The organism is Streptomyces atroolivaceus (assembly GCF_000717025.1).
GTDB classification, from domain to species: domain Bacteria; phylum Actinomycetota; class Actinomycetes; order Streptomycetales; family Streptomycetaceae; genus Streptomyces; species Streptomyces atroolivaceus.
On sequence record NZ_JNXG01000013.1, the window covers coordinates 68828 to 83511 of the forward strand.

The 14684-nt window shown below is 69.8% G+C and carries 12 protein-coding genes; 2 read left to right on the forward strand and 10 right to left on the reverse strand.

The annotated features are described in order from the left end of the window. Positions 1-54 precede the first annotated feature (54 nt). From secG to uvrA, 10 genes are all read right to left on the reverse strand, one after another. Positions 55-291 (reverse strand): preprotein translocase subunit SecG, encoded by a 237-nt coding sequence (secG, locus tag OO67_RS23160; protein ID WP_033303120.1) that lies wholly within the window; start codon positions 289-291, stop codon positions 55-57. Positions 292-429: 138 nt separating this feature from the next. Next, positions 430-1218 carry a triose-phosphate isomerase gene (tpiA, locus tag OO67_RS23165; RefSeq protein WP_033303122.1) on the reverse strand — a complete coding sequence of 263 codons (789 nt, stop codon included), beginning with the start codon at positions 1216-1218 and terminating at the stop codon, positions 430-432. A 6-nt stretch (positions 1219-1224) separates the two neighbouring features. After that, on the reverse strand, positions 1225-2436 hold the full coding sequence (locus tag OO67_RS23170) for a phosphoglycerate kinase (protein ID WP_033303124.1): 1212 nt from the start codon (positions 2434-2436) through the stop codon (positions 1225-1227). A gap of 112 nt (positions 2437-2548) precedes the next feature. Next, on the reverse strand, positions 2549-3559 hold the full coding sequence (gap, locus tag OO67_RS23175; RefSeq protein ID WP_033303126.1) for a type I glyceraldehyde-3-phosphate dehydrogenase: 1011 nt from the start codon (positions 3557-3559) through the stop codon (positions 2549-2551). Positions 3560-4213: 654 nt separating this feature from the next. Then, positions 4214-5203, reverse strand: coding sequence for a DNA-binding protein WhiA (whiA, locus tag OO67_RS23180; protein WP_033303128.1), 990 nt, complete (start codon positions 5201-5203; stop codon positions 4214-4216). Then, a complete protein-coding gene (locus OO67_RS23185) occupies positions 5194-6228 on the reverse strand; it encodes a gluconeogenesis factor YvcK family protein (RefSeq protein WP_033303129.1) in 1035 nt (344 codons plus the stop codon). Before OO67_RS23185 ends, whiA begins: the two co-directional genes overlap by 10 nt. Beyond that, on the reverse strand, positions 6225-7190 hold the full coding sequence (gene rapZ, locus OO67_RS23190; RefSeq protein WP_033303131.1) for an RNase adapter RapZ: 966 nt from the start codon (positions 7188-7190) through the stop codon (positions 6225-6227). The genes OO67_RS23185 and rapZ overlap by 4 nt, the downstream gene beginning before the upstream one ends. After that, positions 7187-9313: an excinuclease ABC subunit UvrC gene (gene uvrC / locus OO67_RS23195; protein WP_033303132.1), complete on the reverse strand. Its 2127-nt coding sequence runs from the start codon at positions 9311-9313 to the stop codon at positions 7187-7189. Before uvrC ends, rapZ begins: the two co-directional genes overlap by 4 nt. A gap of 78 nt (positions 9314-9391) precedes the next feature. Further along, a complete protein-coding gene (locus tag OO67_RS23200) occupies positions 9392-9820 on the reverse strand; it encodes a Rieske (2Fe-2S) protein (protein ID WP_033303134.1) in 429 nt (142 codons plus the stop codon). Between the two features lie 234 nt (positions 9821-10054). Further along, on the reverse strand, positions 10055-13087 hold the full coding sequence (gene uvrA, locus OO67_RS23205; RefSeq protein WP_033303407.1) for an excinuclease ABC subunit UvrA: 3033 nt from the start codon (positions 13085-13087) through the stop codon (positions 10055-10057). A 175-nt stretch (positions 13088-13262) separates the two neighbouring features. Here uvrA and OO67_RS23210 point away from each other — a divergent pair, with 175 nt between their 5' ends. Together OO67_RS23210 and OO67_RS23215 are read left to right on the forward strand one after the other, a co-directional pair. Further along, on the forward strand, positions 13263-13952 hold the full coding sequence (locus OO67_RS23210; RefSeq protein ID WP_033303135.1) for a maleylpyruvate isomerase family mycothiol-dependent enzyme: 690 nt from the start codon (positions 13263-13265) through the stop codon (positions 13950-13952). 10 nt (positions 13953-13962) lie between these two features. Further along, positions 13963-14619 carry an MBL fold metallo-hydrolase gene (locus OO67_RS23215; RefSeq protein WP_033303136.1) on the forward strand — a complete coding sequence of 219 codons (657 nt, stop codon included), beginning with the start codon at positions 13963-13965 and terminating at the stop codon, positions 14617-14619. The last annotated feature ends 65 nt before the right edge of the window (positions 14620-14684 follow it).

Genomic DNA, 14684 nt, shown 5'->3' on the forward strand with positions numbered 1-14684 from the left:
AACGCGCGTCCAGTGAAAGGAGTTACACCCTCACCGGGAATCGCGAACGACGGGTCAGCCGTCCAGCTTGATGAGCAGACCGAGAACGACGATGCACGCGAACCAGATCAGACCGACCACGACGGTGATGCGGTCGAGGTTCCGCTCGGCGACCGACGAGCCACCCACGGAGGACTGCATCCCGCCACCGAACATGTCGGAGAGGCCGCCGCCCTTTCCCTTGTGCATCAGCACCAGCAGCATCAGCAGCAGGCTGAAGACGATCAGGGCGATCTCGAACGCCAAAACCACGGCTGGTCCCTACTTTCCGGAATTCATAGGACTGCATGTACGAACAGCGGGGGCCCGGGGGTACACCCCCCTCGGCCCCCGCAAGGGTACGACGGATCCGCGTCACCGCATACTCACCGGTTGCGGAGGCGGACGATTCTACTGGTCGCGGAAGCGAACGATCTTGACGAACTCGTCGGCGTCGAGCGCGGCGCCGCCGATCAGGGCACCGTCCACATCGGGCTGCGCCATGATGGCCGCGACGTTGCCGGACTTCACCGAGCCGCCGTACTGGATGCGGACGGCGTCGGCCAGCTCCTGCGAGTACAGCTCGGCGAGCCGGCGGCGGATCGCGCCGCAGACCTCCTGGGCGTCCTCGGGGGTGGCGACCTCGCCGGTTCCGATGGCCCAGACCGGCTCGTAGGCGATCACGATGGACTCGGCGTGCTCGGCCGGGACGTCCTTCAGCGCGCCGTCGAGCTGCGCCAGCGTGTAGGAGACCTGGTCACCGGCCTTGCGGATGTCCAGCCCCTCGCCGACACAGAGGATCGGGGTCAGGCCGTGCTTGAACGCGGCCTTGACCTTGGCGTTGCAGATCTCGTCGTTCTCGCCGTGGTACTGGCGGCGCTCGCTGTGGCCGACGGCCACGAACGTGCACTTCAGCTTGGCGAGCATGGGGCCGGAGATCTCACCGGTGTAGGCGCCGGAGTCCTGGGCCGAGATGTCCTGGGCGCCGTACTTGATCTTCAGCTTGTCGCCGTCGACCAGGGTCTGCACGGAGCGCAGGTCCGTGAAGGGCGGCAGGACGGCGACCTCGACGGCGTCGTAGTCCTTGTCGGCCAGGGCGAAGGCGAGCTTCTGGACGTGGGCGATGGCCTCGAGGTGGTTGAGGTTCATCTTCCAGTTGCCCGCCATGAGCGGGGTACGGCCTTGTGCGGGAGCAGTCATTGAGGGTCAGTCCTCCAGTGCGGCGAGTCCGGGAAGCGTCTTGCCCTCGAGGTATTCGAGGCTGGCGCCGCCACCGGTCGAGATATGGCCGAAAGCGTTCTCGTCGAAGCCCAGGATGCGGACGGCGGCGGCGGAGTCCCCGCCACCGACGACGCTGAAGGCCTGGGAGTCGACGAGTGCCTGGGCGACCGCCTTGGTGCCCTCGGCGTAGTCGGGGTGCTCGAAGACGCCCATCGGGCCGTTCCAGAAGACGGTGGCCGCGTCGGCGAGCTTCGCTGCGTACAGCTTGCGGGTCCCGGGCCCGATGTCCAGGCCCTCCTGGTCCGCCGGGATGGCGTCGGCGGCGACCGTGGTGGGGTCGGCCGGGGCCTTGGTCTTCAGGTCCGGGAACTCACGGGCGACGAGGACGTCGACGGGGAGCACGAACTCCACACCGAGCTCCTCGGCCCGCTTGAGGTACCCCTGGACGGCCGGGACCTGGTCCTCCTGGAGCAGCGAGGTCCCCACCTCGTGGCCCTTGGCCTTGAGGAAGGTGTACGCCATGCCGCCGCCGATCAGGATGCGGTCGGCCTTCTCCAGCAGGTGGTCGATGACTCCGAGCTTGTCGGAGACCTTGGCACCGCCGAGGACCACGGCGTACGGGCGCGCGACGTCCTCGGTGAGCTTCTTCAGGACGCCGACCTCGGTCGCGATCAGGCCGCCGGCCGCGTGCGGAAGCCGGGCCGGGAGGTCGAAGACCGAGGCGTGCTTGCGGTGGACGGCGCCGAAGCCGTCACCCACGTACACGTCGGCGAGCTCTGCGAGCCGGTCGGCGAAGGCACCGCGCTCGGCGTCGTCCTTCGACGTCTCGCCGGCGTTGAAGCGGAGGTTCTCGATGACGGCCACCTGACCGTCGGCGAGGGCGGCGACCGTCGCGCGGGCGGACTCACCGACCGTGTCGGTCGCGAAGGCGACCTCGGCACCGAGCAGCTCGCCCAGACGTGCCGCGGCGGGTGCCAGCGAGAAGGCCGGGTCAGGGACGCCCTTCGGGCGGCCGAGGTGCGAGGCGACGACGACCCGCGCACCGGCTGCGGCGAGTTCGGCGACCGTGGGCAGGACGGCGCGGATGCGGCCGTCGTCGGTGATCGTGGTGCCGTCCAGCGGCACGTTGAGGTCGGCGCGGACGAATACCCGCTTGCCCGCGACCCCTTCGGCGAGAAGTTCGTCGATCGTCTTCATCTGTTCCCATACTCCTTGGAAGGACTGATGAGCATGCAAGGGGGCTCGAACGGCGCCGCGTCGCGCCGTCCGAGCCCCTCACATCACACCTGGATGCCTGCCGATCCTAGGATCAGAGCTGGCCGCCGACGAAGACGGTCAGGTCGACGAGGCGGTTGGAGTAACCCCACTCGTTGTCGTACCAGCCGAGGATCTTCACCGAGTTGCCCTCCTGGACCATGGTCAGGGAGGAGTCGAAGGTGCAGGACGACGGGTCGCCGACGATGTCCGAGGAGACGATCGGGTCCTCGGTGTAGGTCAGGAAGCCCTTGAGGTCGCCGTCGTCGGAAGCCTTCTTGAACGCGGCGTTGACCTCGTCCTTGGTGACCTCGCGCTGCAGGGTCACGACGAGGTCGGTGGCGGAACCGGTCGGGACCGGGACACGCATCGCGATGCCGTCGAGCTTGCCCTTGAGCTGCGGGAGGACCAGGGCGGTCGCCTTGGCGGCGCCCGTCGTGGTCGGGATGATGTTCTCGGCGGCGGCGCGGGCGCGACGCAGGTCCGAGTGCGGGAAGTCCAGGATGCGCTGGTCGTTCGTGTACGCGTGGACCGTCGTCATCAGGCCCTTGACGATGCCGAAGTTCTCGTCGAGAACCTTGGCCATCGGCGCCACACAGTTGGTGGTGCAGGAGGCGTTGGAGATGACGTGGTGGTTGGCCGCGTCGTACTTGTCCTGGTTGACGCCCATCACGATGGTGATGTCCTCGTCCTTGGCCGGAGCCGAGATGAGGACCTTCTTGGCGCCACCGGCGATGTGCTTCTCGGCGTCGGCCTTCTTGGTGAAGATGCCGGTCGACTCGATGACGATGTCGACGCCCAGCTCACCCCAGGGGATGTCGGCCGGGTTGCGCTCGGAGAGCACCTTGATGGTGTGACCGTCGACGGTGATGGTGTCGGCGGTGTGGCTGACCTCTGCCTTGAGACGACCCAGGATGGTGTCGTACTTCAGCAGGTGAGCCGTGGTCGCAGTGTCACCCAGGTCGTTGACAGCCACGATCTCGATGTCCGCACCCTGCTCCAGCAGCGCGCGGAAGTAGTTACGACCGATGCGGCCAAAGCCGTTGATGCCTACGCGGATCGTCACGAACCGATCTCCTCGTTAGGAACGCCGGTTTCGATGCCGGCGAGTTTTATAGGGATGTCCCCGACCGCCTCCGACCCTACCTCTCCGAAGGCTCCGAAGTGACATCGAGAGCGCCGCTGCGAAGAGGGATCTCCTTACCGTCGAGTAGGAGCAGGGGATTCCGGCCGCGGACGCCGGCATGGGCGGCCCCGGCCCGCCCCCGGTCACCAAGCGTCAACAGCCGCCGGAACCGGGCCCCTTACGGCGCGAGGGCGGGCGGCGCCACCCGGTGGCGCGTTATCACCGGGAGTCACCGACGTGGGTCCGCCCCTCTCGGTGCGGCCCGCCGCCTGCGGCGGCATTGGCCCGATCCGGCGCCCTTCCGGAAGTACGCCACGGCGGACCGGGAGTTTCGCGCTCAATCGTGCAGCTCGGCACTCAATCGATGAATTTTCCAGGCCACCTGCGGGCTTTCGGGCGCGCGGGCGACAGAACTGCGCGAATCTTCCCGCTCAATCGTGCAGAGGCGCACTCGAATGCATTCCGAAAAAGGTCCTGCCCCATTCGGATCACTTCCCGCACCTGGCCGGTAAATGCCGTCGGCCCCACCTTCCGGGGCTCTGGCGGAGGGCCCCGGCCGCGCGAGGAAGGCGGCCGGTGCTCCCTGCGCCGCTCTCAGCCCACGAGGCCGTCGGCCAGCTCCTCGCTGAGGGTCGATTCCGTGCCCGGGATACCCAGGTCCTGGGCCCGCTTGTCGGCCATGGCCAGCAGCCGCCTGATCCGGCCCGCGACCGCGTCCTTGGTCAGCGGCGGGTCGGCGAGCGCTCCCAGCTCCTCCAGGGAGGCCTGCTTGTGCTCCATACGCAGCCGTCCGGCGGCCGCGAGGTGCTCCGGCACCTCCTCGCCCAGGATCTCCAGCGCGCGCCCCACACGGGCGCCCGCCGCGACCGCGGCGCGGGCGGAGCGGCGGAGGTTGGCGTCGTCGAAGTTGGCGAGCCGGTTGGCCGTGGCGCGGACCTCGCGCCGCATCCGGCGCTCCTCCCAGGCCAGCACCGCCTCATGGGCGCCGAGGCGGGTCAGCAGGGCACCGATCGCGTCACCGTCCCGGACGACGACGCGGTCGACCCCCCGCACCTCCCGGGCCTTGGCCGCGATGGACAGCCTTCGGGCCGCACCGACCAGCGCGAGCGCGGCCTCCGGGCCGGGGCAGGTCACCTCGAGCGAGGACGACCGGCCGGGCTCGGTGAGTGACCCGTGGGCCAGGAAGGCGCCCCGCCAGGCCGCCTCCGCGTCGCAGGTGGCCCCCGAGACCACCTGCGGGGGCAGGCCGCGGATGGGGCGGCCACGGCCGTCCACCAGACCGGTCTGGCGCGCCAGCTGGTCGCCGCCGGCCACCACCCGGACCACGTAGCGGGAGCCCCGGCGCAGTCCGCCGGGAGCCATCACGATCAGCTCCGAGCTGTGCCCGAAGATCTCGAGGATGTCCCGCTTGAGCCGGCGGGCCGCCATGGCCGTGTCCAGTTCGGCCTCGATCACGATCCGGCCGCTCACCAGGTGCAGCCCGCCCGCGAACCGAAGAATCGCCGAGACCTCCGCCTTTCTGCAGCAGGTCCGGGTCACGGGAAGCCGAGAGACTTCGTCCTTCACCGCTGGCGTCATCGCCATGGGCCGATCCTTCCATGCATCCGAAAAATACGGTCGTACGCGGCGGCCAACAGCTCCGGATCATGAATCGGAACGCCGTCGGGTGAGGCCACGGGGGCCAGCTCGACCGCGGCTCCGAGCCGCTGGGCGGCGTCGGCGAGGGACTCGCGGTCGGGCACGGCGGCCTCGTCGGCCAGCACCACGTCCATGGCGAGTTTAGGGGCGTGTCGTCCCAAAACCTCCAAATGACGCTGCGGTGAGAAGCCTTCTGTTTCACCGGGCTGTGGTGCGAGGTTCAGCGAGAGGACCTTACGGGCCTTCGTGGTCACCAGCGCGTCGAGCAGTTCGGGTACCAGCAGATGCGGAATCACGGAGGAGAACCAGGATCCGGGACCGAGCACCACCCAGTCGGCGTCGAGCACCGCGGCCACCGCTTCGGGCACCGCCGGCGGGTCGGCCGGCACGACGTGGACGGACTGCACCTCCCCGGGGGTGAGCGCCACCGTCGCCTGCCCGCGCACGACGACCGTGCTGTCGGGGCGCTCCGGGTCGTGCCCCCGTACGAGCGCCTGGAGCTCCAGGGGGACGGCGGACATCGGCAGCACCCTGCCGTGTGCTCCGAGGAGCTTGCCGACCAGGTCGAGGGCCTGGACGTGGTCGCCCAGCTGTTCCCAGAGGGCGACGATGAGCAGATTGCCCACCGCGTGCTCGTGGAGTTCCCCCTTGGACTCGAAGCGGTGCTGGATGACCTGGGCCCAGGTCTGGCCCCATTCGTCGTCCCCGCACAGCGCCGCGAGCGCCTTGCGCAGGTCGCCCGGCGGGAGGACGCCGAGCTCCTCGCGGAGCCGGCCGCTGGAACCGCCGTCGTCGGCGACGGTCACCACGGCCGTGAGGTCGCCGGTGATCCGGCGGAGAGCCGTGAGCGAGGCCGACAGCCCCATGCCGCCGCCGAGAGCGACGACCTTGGGCTGGGCGCCGCGCTTGCGGCCGGAGAGCGCGGCCGTGGCCCTGCTCAGCCGGCGCTGACGCAGATGGCGACTGCTCACTCTCGCCCCATGTCCCGGTGGACGAGGACGGTCTCGATCCCTTCGGTGGCCAGCCGGGCGGACAGCTTCTCCGACATGGCGACGGAACGGTGCTTGCCGCCCGTGCACCCGACCGCGATGGTCACGTAACGCTTGCCCTCGCGGCGGTAACCGGCGGCGATGAGCTGCAGCAGCTCCGTGTACTGGTTGAGGAATTCCTTGGCGCCCGGCTGGTCGAAGACGTAGTCGGACACCTCCTCGTTGAGCCCGGTGAAGGGACGGAGCTCGGGGACCCAGTGGGGGTTCGGCAGGAAGCGGCAGTCGACGACCAGGTCGGCGTCGACCGGCAGCCCGTACTTGAAGCCGAACGACATCACCGTCGCCCGCAGCTCCGGCTCCTCGTCGCCGGCGAACTGGGCGTCCATCTTGGCCCGCAGCTCGTGCACGTTGAGGCTGGAGGTGTCGATGACGAGGTCCGCGTCGCCACGCAGCTCACGCAGCAGGTCACGCTCGGCGGCGATGCCGTCGACGATGCGGCCGTCGCCCTGGAGCGGGTGCGGGCGGCGGACCGATTCGAAACGGCGTACGAGGGCGTCGTCGGACGACTCCAGGAAGACGATCCGCCGGGTGACGTGCTTGGCCTCCAGGTCCGCCAGGGACTCCCGGAGGTTGTCGAAGAAGCGTCGGCCGCGTACGTCGACGACGACGGCGATGCGGGCGACGTTGCCCTGGGACCGGGCGCCGAGCTCCACCATCGTGGGGATCAGCGCGGGCGGCAGGTTGTCGACGACGAACCAGCCGAGGTCCTCCAGACACTTGGCGGCGGTGCTGCGCCCGGCGCCCGACATTCCGGAGATGATCACCAGCTCGGGGATGGCGGGCGTGACGGCCTCTGCCTTCTCCGTGGTGCTTCCCGTACTCACGTGTGCTGCTCCGTCTGCTCGGCCGCGTTCGTCCTGGCGTTCATGCGCGTGCTCGGTCATGTCCTGCTGCCCCCGTCGTCGTCTTCGATGATCTCGCCCGTCGCGGTGTTCACGGCGGGCGCGGCCGGGGCGGCCGCGGCGAAGGCTGCGGCCACGGACTCCGCGGTCCTGCGCCCTATCCCCGGCACCTCGCAGACCTCTTCGATTGTCGCCTGCCGCAGCTTCTTGACGGAACCGAAATGCTTGATCAGCGCCTGCTTGCGGGTCTCGCCGAGGCCTGGCACGTCGTCCAGAGGGCTGCTGCGGATGCGCTTGGCACGCTTGGCCCGCTGGTAGGTGATGGCGAAGCGGTGGGCCTCGTCGCGGATGCGCTGCAGGAGGTAGAGGCCCTCGCTGGAACGCGGAAGGACCACCGGATCGTCGTCGTCGGGCAGCCAGACCTCCTCGAGCCGCTTGGCCAGACCGCAGACGGCGATGTCGTCGATACCCAGCTCGTCCAGGGCGCGCTTGGCGGCGGCGACCTGGGGCTGCCCTCCGTCGACGACGACGAGCTGGGGCGGGTAGGCGAAGCGCTTGGGGCGGCCGTCGTCCTCCCGGGGCTCCTCCCCGGGGCCGGTGTCCGGCCCCGGGGGCGCCACCGCGCCGGGCACGGGCCCACCCGGTGCGGGCTCCGGGGGCGCGGGGGCGGGGCCTGCCGGGCCCACCGGGGCGGGGGCCGCGGGATCCGCGGGTGCCGGGACGGGGCCTGTGGGTGCCGGGGTCTCCTCCCACTCCCCCGTCCGCTCCTTCTCGTGGAGGTAGCGCTTGAAGCGGCGGCCGATGACCTCGTGCATCGACCGGACGTCGTCCTGGCCCTCGAAGCCCTTGATCTGGAAGCGGCGGTACTCGCTCTTGCGGGCGAGGCCGTCCTCGAAGACCACCATGGACGCGACCACGTCGTCCCCCTGGAGGTGCGAGATGTCGAAGCACTCGACGCGCAGCGGCGCGGTGTCGAGGCCGAGTGCCTCGGCGATCTCCTCCAGGGCCCGGGAGCGCGTCGTGAGATCGGACGCGCGCTTGGTCTTATGCAGCCCGAGCGCCTGCTGTGCGTTCCGCTGGACCGTGATCATCAGGTCCTTCTTGTCGCCCCGCTGAGGGATCCGCAGACTGACCTGCGACCCCCTGCGGCCCGCGAGCCACTGGGACACGGCCTCGGGGTCCTCGGGAAGCGCCGGGACCAGTACCTCCTTGGGAACGGAGTCGCCCGTCTCCTCCCCGTACAGCTGCTGGAGCGCGTGTTCGACCAGGCCCGCCGTGTCGACGGCCTCGACCTTGTCGGTGACCCAGCCGCGCTGACCACGCACGCGTCCGCCGCGGACGTGGAAGATCTGGACCGCCGCCTCGAGCTCGTCCTCGGCGACGGCGATCAGGTCGGCGTCGGTGGCGTCGGCGAGGACGACCGCGCTCTTCTCCATGGCGCGCTTGAGCGCCCCCGCGTCGTCACGCAGCCGGGCCGCCCGCTCGTACTCCATCTCCTCGGCCGCCAGCATCATGTCCTTCTCGAGGCGGCGGATGTACGTCCCGGTGCGGCCGGCCATGAAGTCGCAGAACTCCTCGGCCAGATCCCGGTGTTCCTCGGGGGTGACCCGGCCCACACACGGGGCGGAGCACTTGCCGATGTAGCCGAGGAGGCAGGGGCGACCGGTCCGCTCGGCGTTCTTGAAGACACCCGCGGAGCACGTACGCACGGGGAAGACCCGGAGCATCAGGTCGACGGTCTCGCGGATCGCCCAGGCGTGCCCGTACGGGCCGAAGTAGCGCACGCCCTTCTTCTTGGCGCCGCGCATCACCTGGACGCGCGGGAACTCCTCGTTGAGCGTGACCGCGAGGTAGGGGTAGCTCTTGTCGTCGCGGTACTTGACGTTGAACCTGGGGTCGAACTCCTTGATCCAGGAGTACTCCAGCTGAAGCGCCTCGACCTCGGTGGAGACCACGGTCCACTCCACGGATGCCGCCGTGGTGACCATCGTGCGGGTGCGCGGGTGCAGACCGGCCAGGTCCTGGAAGTAGTTGGCCAGGCGCTGGCGCAGGTTCTTGGCCTTCCCGACGTAGATCACCCGGCGGTGCTCGTCGCGGAACTTGTAGACCCCCGGGGAGTCGGGGATCTGTCCCGGCCTGGGGCGGTAGCTGGAGGGGTCTGCCATGTCTCACACCCTACTGGCGGGCAGTGACAGAGCGGCATCTCCGGGAGCCCGGGGGCTCGCGAGGAGCTGCCGGGCCGGTCAGGCCCCGGGTCCCGCGACGAGCTTTCCGCCCTCGAGCTTCACGGGGACGGAGGGCAGCGGCACCGTGGCGGGCCCCTGCAGCGCCTTGCCCGTGGTCATGTCGAAGCGGCTGCCGTGGCAGGGGCAGTTGCCCTCGTTTCCCTCGACCTTGTCCAGGAGGCAGCCCGCGTGGGTGCACTGCGCGCTGAAGGCCCTGTACTGGCCGGCGGCCGGGCAGCTGACGACGACCCGCTGCTCCCGGTAGAGCTTCGCGCCGCCGACCGGGACCTCGTCCGCGGCACCGAGCTCGACGGGCGCGGTGGGAGTGGGCGTCTGCGCGTGGCCGAGCTTCGAGTCGGTGGAACAGGCCGCCGCTCCCAGGCCGGCGGCACCGGCGAGAGCGGCGCCCTTCAGTACGGTACGGCGGGCGGCGGGCAGGCCGGACATGCGGTCTCCACTGGTCGGGGGGACAGAGAGCCACCGCACCGTCCGGGGCACCGGGTGCCGGGGACCATGGGCACGGGCCGCACCTGATGGCATGGGCGACAGACCCGACGATACCGACAGAGAACGCCGGACCTTCGACCGGCCCCGGGGAGCGCCGGGCGGGCGGACGGGAAGGCCCTGCCGGCGGACGGGCGGCACCCCTTGTGCAGGGTGCCGCCCGTCCGCCGGCCGGTGTCAGGCCTTCCGCGCGCGGGCGGCCTTCTTCGGCGCGGGCTGCTCGGCCGTCGCCTTGCCGGCCGTCGCCTTGCCGGCCGTCCTGGCCGTGGCCGTCCTGCGGGCCGTGGTCGCCTTGGCGGCGACGGCCTTCTTCACGGGCGACTTACGGGCCTTGCGTGCCGGGGGCACCGCGGCCTCTCCGATCCGGTCCGCCCCCAGGACCTCCTGGAGGAACTTCCCGGTGTGGCTGGCCGGCACCGAGGCGATCTCCTCCGGGGTGCCCTCGGCCACGACCAGGCCGCCGCCGTTGCCACCCTCGGGGCCCATGTCGACGACCCAGTCGGCGGTCTTGATGACATCGAGGTTGTGCTCGATGACGATCACCGTGTTGCCCTTGTCGACCAGGCCGGACAGCACCGAGATGAGCTTGCTGATGTCCTCGAAGTGCAGACCGGTCGTCGGCTCGTCCAGGACGTAGACCGTGCGGCCGGTGGAGCGCTTCTGCAGCTCGCTCGCCAGCTTCACCCGCTGTGCCTCACCTCCGGAGAGCGTCGGAGCGGACTGGCCGAGCCTGACGTAGCCGAGACCCACCTCGTTGAGCGTGCGGAGGTGGCGCGCGATCGTCGGGACCGCCTCGAAGAACTCCAGGCCCTCCTCGATCGGCATGTCCAGGACCTCGGCGATGGACTTGCCCTTGTAGTGGACCTCCAGAGTCTCCCGGTTGTAGCGCGCACCGTGACAGACCTCGCACGGAACGTACACGTCGGGCAGGAAGTTCATCTCGATCTTGATCGTGCCGTCGCCGGAGCAGTTCTCGCAGCGGCCGCCCTTGACGTTGAAGGAGAAACGGCCCGGCAGATAGCCGCGCACCTTCGCCTCCATCGTCTCCGCGAACAGCCTGCGGACATGGTCGAAGACTCCGGTGTACGTCGCCGGGTTGGACCGGGGAGTGCGGCCGATCGGCGACTGGTCGACATGGACGACCTTGTCGACGAGGTCGTCGCCGTCGACCCGGGTGTGCCGCCCGGGGACCGACTTGGCGCCGTTGAGCTCGCGCGCCAGGTGGGTGTAGAGGATGTCGTTGACCAGGGTCGACTTCCCCGAACCGGAGACGCCGGTGACGGCCGTGAGCACACCGAGCGGGAACGAGACGTCGATGTCCTGGAGGTTGTTCTCCCGGGCTCCGTGCACCGTGAGCCGGCGCTCCGGGTCGACGGGACGCCGGATGTCCGGCATCTCGATGGCCCTCTTGCCCGCGAGGTACTGGCCGGTGATCGACTCCTTGTTGGCCAGCAGTTCCTCGAGCGAGCCGGAGTGCACGACCTTTCCGCCGTGCTCGCCGGCACCGGGGCCGATGTCGACGACCCAGTCGGCGACCTTGATGGTGTCCTCGTCGTGCTCGACGACGATGAGCGTGTTGCCCATGTCCCGGAGCCGGACCAGGGTCTCGATCAGCCGGTGGTTGTCGCGCTGGTGCAGGCCGATGGACGGCTCGTCCAGCACGTACAGCACGCCGACGAGTCCGGAGCCGATCTGGGTGGCGAGCCGGATGCGCTGGGCCTCGCCGCCGGACAGGGTGCCCGCGGCGCGGTTCAGCGAGAGGTAGTCGAGGCCGACGTCCACGAGGAACTTCAGCCGCTCGTTGACCTCCTTGAGGACCCGCTCGGCGATCTTCTTGTCGCGGGCGTTCAGCTTGAGACGGCCGAGGAACTCGGCGCACTCGCTGATCGACATCGCGGCGACCTCGGCGATGGACTTCTCCATCACCGTCACCGCGAGGACCAGCGGCTTGAGCCGGGTGCCCTCACAGGTCGGACAGGCGACCTCACGCATGTAGCCCTCGAAGCGCTCCCGGCTGGAGTCGCTCTCGGCCTCGGAGTGGCGCCGCTTGACGTACTGGACCGCGCCCTCGAAGCGGGGGGTGGTGTAGGCGCGCTCGCGCCCGTACCTGTTGCGGTAGCGGACCTCGGTCTGGATCTTGTGGCCGTGCAGCAGCGCCTTCTTGGCGCGCTGCGGCAGCCCGGCCCAGGGGATGTCCGTACGGAATCCGAGGGCGTCGGACAGCGCGGTGATCTGGCGGCCGAAGTACTCCTTGGTGTGGCCGTGCGACCACGGATGGATCGCACCCTCGTCGAGGGACTTGTCCTCGTCCGGGACGATCAGCTCCGGGTCGACCTCCATCCGCGTACCGATGCCCGTGCAGTCGGGGCAGGCGCCGAAGGGGGAGTTGAAGGAGAAGGAGCGGGGCTCCAGCTCCTCGAAGGAGAGGTCGTCGTACGGGCAGTAGAGGTGCTCGGAGTACATCCGCTCACGCTCGGGGTCGTCCGCCTCGAGGTCGACGAAGTCGAGCACGACCATGCCGCCGGAGAGGCCCAGCGCCGTCTCGACGGAGTCGGTCAGCCGGCGCTTGGCGCTCTCCTTCACCGTCAGGCGGTCGATGACCACCTCGATGGTGTGCTTCTCCTGCTTCTTCAGCTTGGGCGGCTCGGAGAGCTGGATCGTCTCGCCGTCGACCCTGGCCCTGCTGTATCCCTTGGTCTGGAGATCGGAGAAGAGATCGACGAACTCGCCCTTGCGCTCGCGCACCAGGGGCGAGAGCACCTGGAAGCGGCTGCCCTCGGGCAGGCCGAGCACCTTGTCGACGATGGCCTGCGGCGACTGGCGCGAGATGGGCCTGGCGCACTCGGGACAGTGCGGCTTGCCGATCCTGGCGAAGAGCAGCCGGAGGTAGTCGTAGACCTCGGTGATGGTGCCGACCGTGGAGCGCGGGTTGCGCGAGGTCGACTTCTGGTCGATGGAGACGGCGGGCGAGAGGCCTTCGATGAAGTCCACGTCCGGCTTGTCCATCTGGCCGAGGAACTGCCGGGCGTACGAGGAGAGGGACTCCACGTAGCGCCGCTGCCCCTCGGCGAAGATCGTGTCGAACGCGAGCGAGGACTTGCCCGATCCGGAGAGCCCGGTGAAGACGATGAGGGAGTCACGGGGGAGATCGAGCGAGACGTTCTTCAGGTTGTGCTCGCGCGCGCCACGGACGATGAGACGGTCGGCCACGCCGGTCCGCACCTTTCTGGAGAGAAGTGGGGGAACTGAGCCCCTGTCCCAGGGTATGGGGGGCGCCACAGCGATGTACGAAGCTTTCGACTCCGAGCGTATAGCACGCGCATTCGATTTACGGACGTCCGAAGACTCCATCACCCGAATGAGTGGTGGGGTCTACGCTCGGCCCATGACTGATCATGCGCGCGACCTGGAAGCTGTACGTGAAGCGACCGATCGGCTGCTCAGCGCCACGGGCAAGATGGACGACGGCGCCGTTGCCGAGCCGTCGCGTCTGCCGGGCTGGAGCCGCGGCCATGTACTTGCCCACCTGTCACGTAACGCCGACGCCCTCGTGAATGTTCTCCAGGGACGCCCGATGTACGCGAACAGCGAAACCCGGGACGCGGAGATCGAACGTGACGCCCCGCGGCCGCTGGCCGAACACCTCTCCGACCTGCGCACGAGCGGTGCACGCTTCCTGGCGGCGGCCGACGCACCGGCCGACTGGTCACGGACGGTCACCCTGCGCAACGGTGTGACGGACTCGGCCTCCCGGGTCCCCTTCCGCCGGTGGGTCGAGATCGAGCTGCACCACGTCGATCTGGGGGTGGGTCACGAGCTGGAGGACCTGCCGGAGGAGTTCGTCACCCGGGAGAACGACTTCCTGGCAGAACGCTTCGCCGGGCACCCCGGCGTCGTCCCCACGACCGCCTTCACCGAGGACGGCCAACTGTGGACGACGGGCGGCGGGGCCGAGGGCGCTCCGGTCACCGTGCGGGGCACGGCCGCCGACATCCTGGGCTGGCTCTGCGGGCGTCGTGACGGCTCCGCACTCACCGTGACGGACGGCAGCCTTCCGGCCCTGCCCCCGCTATAGGCTGCGTCCCATGACGTACAGCGGAACGGTCAAGGTCGGCGGACCTGCGGATGTGCACGAACTGACGGACCTGATGATCTCCAAGGTCGCCGTCGGGCCGATGAACAACAACGCGTACCTCCTGCGCTGCCGGGCCACCGGCGAGCAGCTGCTGATCGACGCGGCCGCCGAGGCGGGGACCCTGCTGCGGCTGATCGGTGAGGACGGGATCGCGTCCGTGGTCACGACACACCGGCACGGTGACCACTGGCAGGCACTCGGGGAGGTCGTCGCGGCCACCGGGGCGCGGACCTTCGCCGGGAGGTACGACGCCGAGGGCATCCCGGTCCCGACCGACGAGCTCGTCGAGGACGACGGCACGATCCGGGTGGGCCGGGTCACGCTGACCGCCAGGCATCTGACCGGCCACACCCCCGGGTCCATCGCCCTGGTCTACGACGACCCGCACGGGGCGCCGCACGTGTTCACCGGGGACTGCCTCTTCCCCGGCGGCCTGGGCAACACGCACAAGGACCCGGAGGCCTTCGCGAGCCTGTTCCACGACGTGCGGACCAAGCTCTTCGACCGTCTGCCGGACGAGTCGTGGATCTATCCCGGCCACGGTCACGACACCACGCTCGGCGCCGAGCGCCCGCACCTGCCGGAGTGGCGCGAGCGCGGCTGGTGACCGGGTAGGAACGCCCGACGGCCGGGTGCCCCTCGGGGCCCCGGCCGTCGGTGTGTCCGCCCGGC